10 protein-coding genes are annotated in these 12,769 nt (G+C 69.2%); 1 reads left to right on the top strand and 9 read right to left on the bottom strand.

All coding sequences use genetic code 11. The annotated features are described in order from the left end of the window. Position 1: 1 nt before the first annotated feature. The 6 genes from JIN95_RS15325 to JIN95_RS15300 all read right to left on the bottom strand — a co-directional run bounded on the left by JIN95_RS15325 (position 2) and on the right by JIN95_RS15300 (position 7,984). Positions 2 to 1,366, bottom strand: a complete 1,365-nt coding sequence (locus tag JIN95_RS15325; RefSeq protein ID WP_200532028.1) for an ABC transporter ATP-binding protein — start codon at positions 1,364 to 1,366, stop codon at positions 2 to 4. Then, positions 1,363 to 2,724, bottom strand: a complete 1,362-nt coding sequence (locus JIN95_RS15320; RefSeq protein WP_095635640.1) for an ABC transporter ATP-binding protein — start codon at positions 2,722 to 2,724, stop codon at positions 1,363 to 1,365. Before JIN95_RS15320 ends, JIN95_RS15325 begins: the two co-directional genes overlap by 4 nt. Further along, positions 2,724 to 4,466 (bottom strand): ABC transporter permease, encoded by a 1,743-nt coding sequence (locus tag JIN95_RS15315; protein WP_200532027.1) that lies wholly within the window; start codon positions 4,464 to 4,466, stop codon positions 2,724 to 2,726. Before JIN95_RS15315 ends, JIN95_RS15320 begins: the two co-directional genes overlap by 1 nt. Further along, on the bottom strand, positions 4,463 to 5,533 hold the full coding sequence (locus JIN95_RS15310) for an ABC transporter permease (RefSeq protein ID WP_200532026.1): 1,071 nt from the start codon (positions 5,531 to 5,533) through the stop codon (positions 4,463 to 4,465). The genes JIN95_RS15315 and JIN95_RS15310 overlap by 4 nt, the downstream gene beginning before the upstream one ends. A 105-nt stretch (positions 5,534 to 5,638) precedes the next feature. Then, positions 5,639 to 7,522, bottom strand: a complete 1,884-nt coding sequence (locus JIN95_RS15305; RefSeq protein ID WP_234699221.1) for an ABC transporter substrate-binding protein — start codon at positions 7,520 to 7,522, stop codon at positions 5,639 to 5,641. Between the two features lie 84 nt (positions 7,523 to 7,606). Continuing rightward, positions 7,607 to 7,984, bottom strand: coding sequence for a dihydroneopterin aldolase family protein (locus JIN95_RS15300; protein ID WP_095635644.1), 378 nt, complete (start codon positions 7,982 to 7,984; stop codon positions 7,607 to 7,609). A 130-nt stretch (positions 7,985 to 8,114) separates the two neighbouring features. Between JIN95_RS15300 and JIN95_RS15295 the strand changes: the two genes are divergently transcribed. Then, on the top strand, positions 8,115 to 9,452 hold the full coding sequence (locus tag JIN95_RS15295) for an amidohydrolase (RefSeq protein WP_200532025.1): 1,338 nt from the start codon (positions 8,115 to 8,117) through the stop codon (positions 9,450 to 9,452). A 187-nt stretch (positions 9,453 to 9,639) separates the two neighbouring features. On the opposite strand, the gene JIN95_RS15290 is transcribed toward JIN95_RS15295, so the two are convergent. From JIN95_RS15290 to JIN95_RS15280, 3 genes are all read right to left on the bottom strand, one after another. Further along, positions 9,640 to 10,293, bottom strand: a complete 654-nt coding sequence (locus tag JIN95_RS15290) for a dolichyl-phosphate hexose transferase (protein ID WP_233138663.1) — start codon at positions 10,291 to 10,293, stop codon at positions 9,640 to 9,642. A 191-nt stretch (positions 10,294 to 10,484) separates the two neighbouring features. Further along, on the bottom strand, positions 10,485 to 12,110 hold the full coding sequence (locus tag JIN95_RS15285; protein WP_200532023.1) for a GMC family oxidoreductase: 1,626 nt from the start codon (positions 12,108 to 12,110) through the stop codon (positions 10,485 to 10,487). After that, positions 12,107 to 12,694 carry a gluconate 2-dehydrogenase subunit 3 family protein gene (locus JIN95_RS15280; protein ID WP_200532022.1) on the bottom strand — a complete coding sequence of 196 codons (588 nt, stop codon included), beginning with the start codon at positions 12,692 to 12,694 and terminating at the stop codon, positions 12,107 to 12,109. The genes JIN95_RS15285 and JIN95_RS15280 overlap by 4 nt, the downstream gene beginning before the upstream one ends. Positions 12,695 to 12,769: the final 75 nt, after the last annotated feature.

The raw sequence follows: 12,769 nt of genomic DNA, 5'->3' as shown, positions 1-12,769 counted from the left end.
GCTAGCTGCGGTCGTCGAGCACGGCCGCCGTCTCTCGGTGCTCGTCGGCGTGGCGGTGACAGTAGCTCAGACGGCCGCTGTCGCTCACCTCGTAGTACTCGGGCTCGACGGGGTCGCCGTCGCCGTCCGGACCGACGCCGTCACAGACGCTCCCGAACTCGGCGTTGAGCCGGTCGAGCGCCTCGCGTTCCTCGTGGGCGCCCGCGGCGTCGGTGACCTCGGAGAGGACGCGCTCGACGTCGTCAGGCACCGCGAGGCCGCCGAACAGCTCGTCGTACGTCTCGTCGATCGTGGCGAAACGGGTCTCCAGCCCGAACCGCTCGCGGACCCGCTCCCGGATCGAGCGGTCGGCGCGCATGCGCTCGCGGATGATCTCGCGGAGCCCGTTGATCCCCGTCCAGATCTCGTCGTCGAGGCCCTCGTACTCGTCGGGCCGGATGCGGACCGGACACCGCGTGCTGAACGGACAGCCCGTCGGCGGGTACCGCGGGTTCGGCGGCGTCCCGTGGAGCGTGATCCGGTCGCGGCTCGCGGTGGGATCCGGCTTCGGGATCGCCGAGAGGAGCGCGTGGGTGTACGGGTTCGCTGGGTCCGTGAACAGCTCCTCGGTCGGCCCGATCTCCATGATGTTCCCGAGGTACATCACCGCGACCCGGTCGCAGATGTGCCGGACGACCGAGAGGTCGTGCGCGATGAACAGGTACGTCAGGTCGAACTCGTCTTGAAGGTCTTCGAGGAGATTGATGATCTCGGCCTGCACCGAGACGTCGAGCGCGCTCACCGGCTCGTCGAGCACGATGAACTCGGGGTTCAACGCGAGCGTCCGGGCGATACCGATCCGCTGGCGCTGTCCGCCCGAGAACTGGTGCGGGTACCGGTAGTAGTGCTCGGGCGAGAGCCCGACCTCGTCCAACAGGGACTTGACGCGCTTCCGGCGGTCGGCGGGCGTCTTCCAGTCGTGGACGTCGAGGGGCTCCCGGATGATCTCGCCGATCGTCATCCGGTCGTTGAGGCTGGAGTCCGGGTCTTGGAACACCATCTGGGCGTTCCGACGCCACTCGTAGAGCTGGTCGCCGCGAAGCTCCGTGATGTCGGTGCCGTCGAACAGGACCTCGCCGTCCGTCGCCTCCTCCAGTTGGATGAGGGTCCGACCGAGGGTGGTCTTCCCGCAGCCGGACTCGCCGACGAGCCCCAGCGTCTCGCCCCGCTTGATGTCGAAGCTGACGCCGTCGACGGCCTTGACGGGACGGTCGCTGAGCAGGCCGCCGGTGTCGTAGTACGTCTTCAGGTCCCGCACCTTCACCATCGTGTCGGACGCGGTCGTCGCCTCATCGCCGGTCGTCGTCGAAGCTGCGTTCTGGCTCATTCTCGATCACCTCGTCGGTCGCGTCCCCGATGACGCGCGACGGCTTCCTCGGTCGAGACGTCGTCGGGGTACAACAGGCACGCCGCCGTGTGGTCGTCCGTCTCCTCGTCGACCGGCGTCGGGACCGGGTGGACCGACTCGCACTCGTCGAACGCCTTGGGGCACCGGGGCGCGAACCGGCAGTACGTCGCCGGCTCGTTCGGCGTCGGAACGTTGCCGTCGATCGTCGACAGCTTGTCGCCGACCTGTCCGCCCGGGATCGAGTCGAGGAGCCCGTTCGTGTACGGGTGTTTCGGGTCCGCGAACAGCGGCTCCACGTCCGCGGACTCGACGATCTCGCCGGCGTACATCACGTTGACTCGGTCGGAGACGTCGGCGATCACGCCCATGTCGTGGGTGATGAACATTACCGCCACGTCCCGCGACTCCTGGATCTCCGCGATCAGGTCCAGGATCTGCGCCTGGATCGTCACGTCGAGCGCGGTGGTCGGCTCGTCGCAGATCAGCATGTCTGGCTCGCAGGCCAGCGCCATCGCGATGACGGCGCGCTGACGCATCCCCCCGGAGAACTGGTGCGGGTACTCGTTGACCCGCCGCCGGGCGTCCGGGATCCCGACCGCTTCGAGCAGCTCCGCGGCCTCCTGCGTCGCCGCCTTCCCGGAGAGCCCCTGGTGGAGCTCCAGCGCCTCCTCGATCTGGTTGCCGACGGTGTACACCGGGTTGAGGCTGGTCAGGGGGTCCTGGAACACCATCGCGATCCGGCCGCCCCGAATCTTGCGCTGGGCCTCACCTGAGAGCCGAGTGATCTCGACGAACCCGTCGCGGATCGACTCGGGCGAGCCGGCGTCGCCGTCGAGGACGAAGACGCACTCGTCGCCGTCCGTGAGCCCGACCTCGTCGGTGTAGCCGGCCGCGGCCACGTCGACCACGGGCACGTCGGCGGGGTCGGCGTAGCCGAACTCCTCGGGGGTCGCGTCGGTCCGGCCGAACACCTCCGCGGGGTCGTACCGCTCGGCGAGGTCCGCGACCGCGACCGTTCGCTTCGCGAACGTCCGGGCGAACTCGCGGACCGCGTCGAGGTCGCGGTAGCGGACGCTGCTCCCGCGGAGCACGCGCCCGGGCGACTCGATCAGCCCCATCAGCGAGCGGGCGGTGACGCTTTTCCCGCTCCCGCTCTCGCCGACGATGCCGACCGTCTGGCCGGAGTCGATCGAGAAGTCGATCCCGTCGACGGCGCGGATCGTCTCCTTGTCGGTGAAGAAGGCGGTCTGGAGGTTCCGAACGTCGATGAGGGGATCGTCGTCGCGAGCCCCGTCGGTCGCCGCGGCCGCGGACGCGGACCGCTCGTCGGCGGCCATCACGCACCACCTCCGGTGGCGGCGGCCTCGCTCTCGTCGACGTCGGCCTCCGGATCGATCGCGTCGCGGATCGCGTCACCGAGCGCGTTGAACGCGACGACGACCAAGACGATCGCGATGCCCGGGATCGTCGCGACGTGCCACGAGGAGGTGGAGACGTACGACTGCCCGCCGTCGATGAGCCGTCCCCACTCGGGGGTCGGCGGGTTGATCCCCAGTCCGAGGAAGGTCAGCGCGGCGGTCGAGATGATGACGCCGCCGATCAGCAGCGATCCGTAGATCAGGATGTAGCCGGCGATGTAGGGTGCCATGTGTTTGCGCATCGTCTGTAAGGGCGTCTGGCCGTAGCTCTTCGCGGCGTCGACCCACTCCTGTTCGGACACCTGCAGCGAGGGGCCGCGTATCGAGCGCCACATCCCCGGCCAGTAGGCGAACGCGAAGATGAGCGCCAACAGGAGGCCGCCGTCGAGCGGCTGTGCGATCGGGTGGTTCGCCTCCTGGAAGACGACGGAGACGAGCATGATGAGCAGCAGCGCCGGGACGGCCTGGATGGTGTCGCTCGCCATCACCGTCACGATGTCGGTGATCCCCTTGTAGTACGACGAGAGGAGCGAGAGGACGACCGCGATGAGCGCCCCGAGCCCGATCGCCGTGATCCCGATGACCAGCGAGGTCCGAGCGCCGTACGAGAGGTGCGTCATCATGTCTTGCCCCCTGTTCGTCGTCCCCAACGGCGCCCACCGGTTGTAGTCGTCGTAGCTCATCGGTCCGATCGTGTTCTGCCCGTCGGAGCGGCTGTCGAGGTTGGCGAACACGTGCGTGGTCGAGGTCACCTCGCCGTTCTCGTCGAGGTACTGGAACTCGTGAGAGTTGGGCTCGTAGATGTTGTGTTGCGCCTCGACCGGGCTCACGGCCGGGGCCCACAGCGCCATCACGACGAACAGGAAGACGATCGCGAAGCCGAACAGCCCCCAGTAGTTGTTCCGGAACCGGCGGACCGTGTCGTCTCGCGGCGTCCAGTCGGCGAGCCGGTAGTGGGTCCGGTAGACGTCGAAGCCGCGCCACAGCCAGACGAGGACCGTCGTCGCGTACGCGAAGACGAGCCCGGTCCGGATCGCCCACGCGGCAGCCGGCGAGAGGCCGAGGAACGTCCCCTCCCAGCCGCCCTCGGGCAGCCGGTGCCCCGCGTTCGGGATCAGTTCCCGGCTCGTGATCGACGGGAGCGAGGAGGCGAGCGCGTCGACGCCGCCGGTGATCGCGCCGATCAGCGCGGAGAACGCGCCGCCGACCGGGGTGTACGCGACGAGCCCCGCGGCGGCGACGACGACGAACGTCAGTTCGGCGCGTTTCGCCCACCGGTGACCCCGCCGGGAGAGGTCGAGGCCGAGGATGTCGACCGCGGCGTCCGGCACGCTCGCGGAGACGGGGACCGTGACCGCGAACGCCATCAGGACCGCCGTGATCGCAGTCGCGACGAACCCGGCCGCGGAGCCGAGCGTCCCCGCCACGTTGTCGCCGACGGAGGTCGGGATGCCCGCGAGGAGCTCGACGGTGAACCCGACGATCCCGAACGCCTGGCCGACGCCGGCGAACACGCGTCCGATCTCGAGCAGGAGCAGGAACACGAGCCCGGCGAGCCACACCATCGCCGGCCGCGGGTTCTCCCGGACGCGGTCGCGGAGCAGCTTGTCGTCGTCCGGTTCCTCGAGTCCGTCCGTGGAATCGCGCTGTCTCGTGCTCATTGGTCGTACCCCACGCGGGGATCGATGACGGTGTACAGGAAGTCTTGGAGGATGTTGAGTCCCAGAATGATCAGCGTGAAGAGGAACAGCAGGGCCCCGGCCATCGGCAGGTCACCCTGCGTGAGCGCCTGGAAGAAGATCCGCCCGAGCCCGTTGATGTTGAAGATCTGCTCGACGATCACGGAGCCGCCGATGAGCAGGAACGCCTCGCTCGTGATCACCGGCAGCAGGGGAATGAGGGCGTTCCGGAAGATGTGCTTCCAGACGATCACGCGGTCGGGGAGTCCCTTCGCCTTCGCGGTCTCGACGAAGTTCGAGTTGACCGTCTCTAACATTGCGGTCCGCCCGATCCGAAGCTCCGCCGCCATCGAGGCCGAGCCGAGGATGATCGCCGCCGGGAGGATGAGCTTGATGTCGATCGCGAGCGCGGTCCAGTCGCTGACGTACGGCACCGGAAGGAACAGGATGTCGGTGGTCGAGAACCACTCGAGGTTCGGGGTGCCGGTGATGCTGATGTTCCGAGACGCGAAGTCCGGACCGAACGCGTACCAGTCGAATCCGAAGGGCCCGCCGCCGTTGCGGGTCCGGCGGAGCACCGCCAGCGCGATCACGCACAGCCAGAAGTTCGGCAGCGCCTGCCAGATGATGCCGCCGAGGGAGGCCGTGTAGTCGCCGAGGGTGTTGGGGTTGAGCCCGGCGTAGAAGCCGAGCGGGATCCCGATGAAAAGCGGCAGGAGGATCGCCCAGAAGCCCAGCCAGAGCGTCGCCGGCGCGGCGTTGATGGCGATGTCGAGGATGTCCCGCTCGGCCTGGACCACCCACGACTGACCGAAGTTGAACGTGATGAAGTCGGTGATGAAGTCCACGTACTGTTCCCACAGCGGATCGTTGAGGCCCAGCCGCTCCCGGAGCTGCGCCCGGTCCGCGGCGCCCGCTTGGGGGCCGAGCCGCGCGGCGACCGGATCGATCGGTCCCGCCCGGAGCATGACGAACAGGAAGGTCAGTACGGCGAACAACACCGGGACGGTGAGCAGTAACCGCTTGACGAAATATTGCCAGCGGCTCATGGTATCTTACGGTCTCTTGGGGTCGTGGTGGGCATGGATCGACTCGATATGAGAGGGTTTCTCGTTCGGTAACTAAATGCTTCGATAACGGGAGGCCGAGCGGGTCTACTCGGCTTCTTCGTTGAGCGCGGTCTGCCAGTCGAGGTAGAACCCGTTGGTGTCGTTGGGCATCGTCGACGTCCGCGTGTTGAGCGGTTCGAGCTGGAACATCCCGTACGGAACGGCGGGCCAGCTCCAGATCCACCCGAGACTGTACATCTCGAGGTCACCGTCCTCCCCGCGGCCCTGCAGGACGGAGAACTGCGACGTCTCGAGCGACATGTTGATCCCGGTCCCGGAGATCAGGTCGCGGATGAGCTCGCCGGCCGTCTGGAACACCTCGCTCTCGTAGGTGGTGAGCGTGATGTCGACCGGGTTGTCGGACGAGATGCCCGCCTCTTCGAGGACGGACTGCGCGCCCTGCGGGTCGCTCTCCCCGCGGCTGTACGGGTAGTCGTCGAGGAAGTCGTTGTAGCCGTCGTTCCCGGTGGGCCAGATGGCCGGCGGGAGGAAGCTGTATGCCGGGGTGCCGCGGCCGGCGAACACCTCTTCGACGATCTGCTCTTTGTTCATCACGTACGCGATCGCCTGACGGACCGCGCGGTCCGTGTTCGCGGCGTTGAACGCGAAGTAGAACGTGCTGATCTCGGAGAGGCCGAGATAGTTGACTTCTTCCTCCAGTTCTCCCGCCGGACCGTACGTCCCGACGTCGCGGCCGCGGTCGTCGGCCTCGGCGTCGATGGCGTCCGCCTCGTAGGCGAACGTCGGCATCTCGAACCGGTCGGCGTTCTGCTCGAGGGCGTAGGTCCACGCCGCCTGGGAGTCCTCGATGATCTCCCAGTTGACGGCGTCGACGCTCGCGACCTCGCCGTAGTAGTCGTCGTTGCGGACGACCGTGACGTCCTCGTCGACGTTGAACACGTCGAGCTCGAAGGGACCGGTCCCGTTCGCGACTTCGGTCGAGAACTCCTGGTGGGTGACCTCGCCGTCGTACCCCTCGATGTCGCCGACGTACCCCTCGGGAATGACCGAGAAGCTGGAGTACGCGATGACGTCGAGCACGTCCGGGTTCGGACCGGTGAGCTGGATCTCGATGGTGTAGTCGTCGATGACTTCGACCGCCAGCGAGTCGGGGACGACGTTCCCATCGTCGTCCGTCTCGGCGTCGATGCCGAGCCCGACGGGCTGATTGAGGGTGAAGCCCGCGCGCTCGGAGTTCTCCGACTCGACGGTGCGGCGCCAGGAGTACTTCACGTCCTGGGCCGTCATCTCGGTGCCGTCGTGGAACTGGACGTCGTCGCGGAGCGTGAACGTCCACGTGGTGCCGTCCTCAGAGACCTCGAACTCCTCTAAGAGCTGGTTTTCGATCTCCGGGACGCCGTTGGGGAACGCCGTCAGGTTCTCGTAGATCTGGGTGATGACGATCGACGACGCCGTGTCGGTCGACATGATCGGGTCCAGCTCGTCGAAGGTGCTGTTGATCAGGTTGAGGTCGCTCTTCCCTTCGACGGTCGTCGTGTTGAGCTGCTGCCAGTGCTTGCCGAGCGCACCGGTCAGCGGCACGTCGACGTAGTCGTACCAGAACAGCTCGGTGAGGCCGTGATACAGCGGGATGAGCACGGCGTCGTCGCGGGCCGCCTCTTCCATCTCGATGTACGCCTCCTGACGGAGCTCCTCGTCTTCCGGGAGGGGGTTATCGACGGCGCGTTCCCAAGCGGCCTGCGCCTTGTCGGCGTTGGTGGGCCCCTGGTCTTCGCCGTCTTCGCCGTCCATTCCGTCTTCGCCGTCTTCGCCGTCCATTCCGTCTTCGCCGTCTTCGCCGTCACTGCCGTCGGAGGGCTCCTGATCGGAACAGCCGGCGAGGCTTACCGCCGCCCCGCCGCCGAGGAGGCCGAGGAGGCGCCGTCGCTTCGTGCTCTCAACTGCCTCACCATTTGCTGGATCGGGCATAGTGTACCGATTTTGGTAGGGTACACTAAAGTCTTCCTCAAAGTTCCTTACAGACTCAGGGAGAATCGCAACTTGAGTAAACAGTTAATTAGTTGTGCCGCTCCCGTCGGTAGCCTCCGACTCACCCTCGACTGCGACCAGCTCCATCAGCGGGTACCCGTCCCGCATCGCCATCCGGGTGCGGACCGTCACGCCCTCGTAGTCGATCCGCATCTCGACGTCCATCAGCGAGCCGGTGAGCTCCGTGTAGCCGTTCTCGTGGTCGATCGCGTCGGCGACGCGGTCGTCGCGGATCTCGACGGTCACCGACTCGCAGTACGGCTGGTTCTCGATCGCCTCCGCCATCGCCGCCTCCAGACTACGCGTGCTCGCCGGGCTGACCGGGGTCCCCGCGAACTGGTGGTACAGCGACCCGAACTTGATCCCGGCCTCGAAACACGCCTGCTGGGCGTCGGTTGCCATGGGCGGACCTCCGGCGGCGGCGGGGAAAGAACGTTCGGAGGCGGAGGGGCCGAGAGCGGCTCCCCCGACCGAACGGTCCGCGTCGCTCCCGAACGGAAGGCGTTAGGTCCGCCCGCCGGAACCGGGTGGTATGAACGCGCTTCGCGTGACGGGCGGCCGGGTGCTCCGACCCGACGGCCGCGTGACCGAGTCGGACGTGACGATCGACCGCGACGCCGGGACGATTGCCGCGGTGGGTGACGAGACGGTGAGCGGCGAGAGGGCGGACGACGCCGACGCGGACCTCCCGTCGACCGCCGACGAGACCCTCGACGCCGACGGCGGGCTCGTGATCCCGGGGCTCGTCAACGCCCACACGCACGTCGCGATGACGCTCCTCCGCGGGTACGCCGACGACAAGCCGCTCGACCCGTGGCTGCGCGAGGACATCTGGCCGGCCGAGGCCGAGCTCACGCCGAACGACATCGAGGCCGGCGCCGAGCTCGGCGTCCTAGAGATGATCCGGTCGGGGACGACCGCGTTCGCGGACATGTACTTCGCGATGGACCGCGTCGCGGACGTGGTCGATCGCGCGGGCGTGCGGGCCCGCCTCGGCCACGGCGTCGTCACCGTGGGCAAAGACGACGCGGACGCCCGCGCCGACGTCGAGGAGAGCCTGGCGGTCGCGAAAGAGCTCGACGGCGCCGCGGACGGGCGGATCCGGACCGCCTTCATGCCCCACTCGCTGACGACGGTCGGCGAGGCGTTCCTCGGCGAGGGCGTCGCCGAGGCCCGCGAGGCGGACATTCCGATCCACCTCCACGCCAACGAGACGACCGACGAGGTCGACCCGATCGTCGACGAGCGCGGGGAGCGACCGATCGCGTACGCCGAGGAGTTGGGCGCGCTCGGCGCGGACGACTTCTTCGCGCACGGCGTTCACCTCGACGGCTCGGAGATCGACCGGCTCGCCGACGCCGGGACCGCCGTCGTCCACTGCCCGGCCTCGAACATGAAGCTCGCGAGCGGGATGGCCCCGGTCCAGCGCCTCCGCGACGCGGGCGTCACGGTCGCGCTCGGCACGGACGGGGCGGCCTCGAACAACGACCTAGACGTGTTCGACGAGATGCGCGACGCCGCAATGCTCGGGAAGCTCGCCGCGGACGACGCGAGCGCGGTGCCCGCCGCGGCGGTCGTGGAGATGGCGACCGCCGGCGGCGCCGACGCCCTCGGGCTCCCCGGCGGGCGGATCGAGCCCGGCGCGGCCGCCGACCTCGCGGTCGTCGACCTCGACGCCCCGCACCTCACGCCGGTCCACGACCCCGTCTCGCACCTCGCGTACGCGGCGCGCGGGAGCGACGTGCGTCACACCGTCTGCGACGGCGAGGTCCTCATGCGCGACCGCGAGGTCCTGACGCTCGACGCCGACGCGGTCCGAGAACGGGCGGCGGCGGCCGCGAACGACCTCGTCGACCGGGTCGGCGAGTAGAGCTCCGGGGGGCGGGACGACCGCGGGCGACGGCGGGAGAGCGCGACGCGAATCGCCGGCCTGGTCGGTTTAAATGGTTCCGCACGGTTCGCAAGATCTGTTTATAAATAGTGCCGGACACCTCTCGTGTCCCCCTATAAATAGTGCCGGCGGCGAGAGGCCGTTCGACGTTCGGGCCGGACCGCCCTCAGAACCGTCGCAGCCGCTCTTCGAGACAGACGGTCGCGATCGACTTCGCGATGGCGGCGCCGCCCTCGATCGGGTCGAGCTTCGTCTCCCCCAGCCGCTCGGCGTACTCGATCGGCTCCTCGCGCACGTCGTAGCCGCGCATCAGCGGGCGGATCAGCAGCTCGGCGGAGAGGCCCGTGTTCTCGGTCCACCCGATGTCCTGCACGACCTCCCGGCGATACGCGCGCATCCCAGTCGTGGTGTCGTGGACGCGCTCGCCCATGAGGACGGACGCGAGCGCCGCGAACGCGTGGTTTCCGAACCGGTTGAACGCCGGCATCGCGTCCGCGCCGTGGTAGAGCCGGTCGCCGCTGACCACGTCGGCCCCGTCGTTGATCTCGGCGAGGAACTCGGGCAGCGCCTCCATCGGATAGGTGTCGTCGCAGTCGGTCGTGACGACGACCGGGCGGTCGGGCGTCAGGACGGCCTCTCGGACGGCGACGCCGTACCCCTGCGGCTCCTGTTCGATCACGGTCGCGCCGCGCTCGCGGGCGATCTCCGGCGTCCGGTCCGAGGAGCCGTCGACGCAGACGACCTCCGCCTTCCCGTCGGTGACGCGCTCGACGTCGTCGAGGACGGTCGCGATCGCCTCCTCCTCGTTGTACGTCCCCATGACGACGCTGAGGTCGTCGAAGGTGTACTCGTCGTCCGTGTCGGTACTCCCGTCGTCGTCCCGCGCGGTCGCGTCGACGTCGACGGAGTCGGCTCCGTCGGTCGCCTCGTCGTCGGGCGCCGTGATCGAACTCATTACCTCCGAGGTGCCGCCCCACCCACTTGAGTTTTTAGGTTTGCCTAAAGCGTTTGTTAGAGCCCCTCTCGAACGTCGTCGGCCACGCGAAGCGCGAGCGCGGCGATCGTCAGCGTGGGGTTCATCGCGCCGCCCGTGGGGAAGACGCTGCTCGAGGCGATCCAGCAGTTGTCCAGGTCGTGGGTCCGGCAGTCGGCGTCGACGACGCCGGCGTCGGGGTCGGCGCTCATCCGGGTCGTGCCCATGTGGTGGTAGGCAGGCCCGGTCGCGTCGGGGCCGGCGACCCATTCGATCTCCGCGCCCAGCTCCTCGAGGACCGACCGCTGGATCTCGTTGGCGCGCTCGATCGTCCGGAGGGCTCGCTCGTCGACGTTCCAGTGGATCTCGGGGACCGGGTTCCCGCGGTCATCGGTGCGGTCGGGATGGAGGGTCACGTAGCTGTCCGACCGGGGGAGCTGTTCGACCAGCCCGCCCATGGCGACGTGAGTGCCGTAGCCGTCGCGGAGCCGCCCTAAGAGGTCGTCGCCCCAGTCGTCGCCGGTGAGGGCCATCTCGACCGGCGAGGGGCCGGCGTAGTTGAGGAACTCCAGCTTGAACGGGCCGACCGCCTCGTCCGCCTCGTCGTAGAACTGGTCGCACGCGCTCGTGTAGAACCCGACGTGGTTCTGGCGGGTGGGCTCGTCGAGCGTGCCGCCGACGCCCGCGAACAGGTGGTCCATGAAGAACTTCCCGACCGTCCCGCTGGAGTTGGCGAGGCCGTCGGGGTACTCCGCCGAGTCTGACATGAGGAGGAGCCGCGGCGTCTCTACCCCGCCGCAGGCGACGACGAAGGCGTCGGCGGTCTGTCGGTGCTCCTCGCCGTCCGGGGTCGCGTACACCGCCGCGGTGACGCGGTCCGCGTCGTGTTCGAGCCGCTGGACGGGGGCGCGGTCGATGACGGTCGCGCCCCGCTCCTCCGCGCGCTCGACGTGGACCGTCGCGTCGTACTTCGCCCCGGCCGGACAGACGGGCTGGCAGGTGCCGTAGCCGACGCAGGCGGACCGACCGTCGTACGCCTCGGAGTTGCGCGCGTTCGGCACCGAGTGCATGTCGATCCCGAGCTCCTCGCACGCCTCGGCGAACAGCGAGTCGCTGTGGGAGGGCTCGAACGCGGGCATCGGGTGCGGCTCCTCGCGCGGCGGCGCGTAGGGGTTATCGGAGGCGCCCGCGACGCCCAGCTCGCGCTCCGCCTCGGCGTAGTACGGCCGGAGGTCGGCGTAGTCGATCGGCCAGTCCGGGCCGACCCCCCGCGCGCTCCCCGAGTTGAAGTCGTCCTCGTGGAGCCGCATCACCATCCCCTGCCAGTGGAGCGTCGACCCGCCGACCCCCTTCACGCGGGCGTGGTTCAGCGGGTAGAACCGCTCGCCGGAGTTGGCGTGCGCGTCGCGCTCGCCGCCCCCGTCCCACACGTCGGGGCGGTCGTAGCTCGGGCGGATCGACCGCTCCTGTCGCGCGAGGCGGTCCGCGGGGTCGAACCGGGGGCCCGCGTCGAGGACGACCACCTCGCGGTCGTCGGCCAGCCGGTCGGCGACGAGGGCGCCCGCCGGTCCCGCGCCCACCACGCAGACGTCCGCGTCCGGGACGGGAGCGCGGTCGACCCCGTCGTCGCCGCGGGTCGGGCCGGCGCTCTCCGCGCCGCTCATCGCAGCCCCCGCCGGTAGCTCTCGGTCCCGCCGGGGTGACCCTGCGGGTTCTCCAGCCCGACCAGCTCGCCGCCGGTCGGCGAGGCGTACAGCGCTAAGAGAAGCTCGTTGACCACGTAGTACCGCACCCGCTCGGCGAGGGTTCCGTCAGGGTCCTCGTCGGCGGTGTCGGCGCCGAGCTCGCGCAGGAGCCGGTCCCGGTCGCCCTCGGACAGCTCGGCGACCGGCGCCCCGTACCAGTCGCGGGCCGCCTCGTCGACCTCTCTCACGGTGGCTCGGACCCCGTCGGCGTGGGGCGACCCGTCCAGCCGGCCGTCGAGGAACTCGTCGACGAACGCCCCGACGCCGTCGACCTCCTGCGGGTAGAGGACGGTCGCGACCGCGGCCATCGACGCGCGGACGGCCGCGTCGTCGAGGGGGCGCTCGGTCCCCTCGTCGTCTTCTCCGCCGTCCTCCTCGCCGTCCGCGCCCCCCGCCGCGTCGGCGTCGCTCCCGCGGCCCGATCGGCGCGCGGCGAGGGCGACGCCGCCGGTCGCGCCGAGGGCCGCCAGCGCGGCCGCCGCGTCGCGCCGCGTCAGTTCCATGCCCGGTTTAGGCTTCCCTAAACTATTATATCCGTCGGACCCGGATCGCCGACCGAATCGCAACTGCTAACGGTC

It is taken from the genome of Halorubrum sp. LN27, assembly GCF_016635065.1.
Lineage (GTDB): Archaea > Halobacteriota > Halobacteria > Halobacteriales > Haloferacaceae > Halorubrum > Halorubrum salipaludis.
The sequence above is the reverse complement of the archived record's forward strand: the minus strand, read 5'-3'. Positions and strand labels throughout refer to the sequence as shown.

What these genes read in the sequence shown, in the direction of transcription:
- JIN95_RS15325 (WP_200532028.1), bottom strand. Translation starts at nt 1,366, where the DNA reads ATGAGCCAGAACGCAGCTTCGACGACGACCGGCGATGAGGCGACGACC.
- JIN95_RS15320 (WP_095635640.1), bottom strand. Translation starts at nt 2,724, where the DNA reads ATGGCCGCCGACGAGCGGTCCGCGTCCGCGGCCGCGGCGACCGACGGG.
- JIN95_RS15315 (WP_200532027.1), bottom strand. Translation starts at nt 4,466, where the DNA reads ATGAGCACGAGACAGCGCGATTCCACGGACGGACTCGAGGAACCGGAC.
- JIN95_RS15310 (WP_200532026.1), bottom strand. Translation starts at nt 5,533, where the DNA reads ATGAGCCGCTGGCAATATTTCGTCAAGCGGTTACTGCTCACCGTCCCG.
- JIN95_RS15305 (WP_234699221.1), bottom strand. Translation starts at nt 7,522, where the DNA reads ATGCCCGATCCAGCAAATGGTGAGGCAGTTGAGAGCACGAAGCGACGG.
- JIN95_RS15300 (WP_095635644.1), bottom strand. Translation starts at nt 7,984, where the DNA reads ATGGCAACCGACGCCCAGCAGGCGTGTTTCGAGGCCGGGATCAAGTTC.
- JIN95_RS15295 (WP_200532025.1), top strand. Translation starts at nt 8,115, where the DNA reads ATGAACGCGCTTCGCGTGACGGGCGGCCGGGTGCTCCGACCCGACGGC.
- JIN95_RS15290 (WP_233138663.1), bottom strand. Translation starts at nt 10,293, where the DNA reads ATGGGGACGTACAACGAGGAGGAGGCGATCGCGACCGTCCTCGACGAC.
- JIN95_RS15285 (WP_200532023.1), bottom strand. Translation starts at nt 12,110, where the DNA reads ATGAGCGGCGCGGAGAGCGCCGGCCCGACCCGCGGCGACGACGGGGTC.
- JIN95_RS15280 (WP_200532022.1), bottom strand. Translation starts at nt 12,694, where the DNA reads ATGGAACTGACGCGGCGCGACGCGGCGGCCGCGCTGGCGGCCCTCGGC.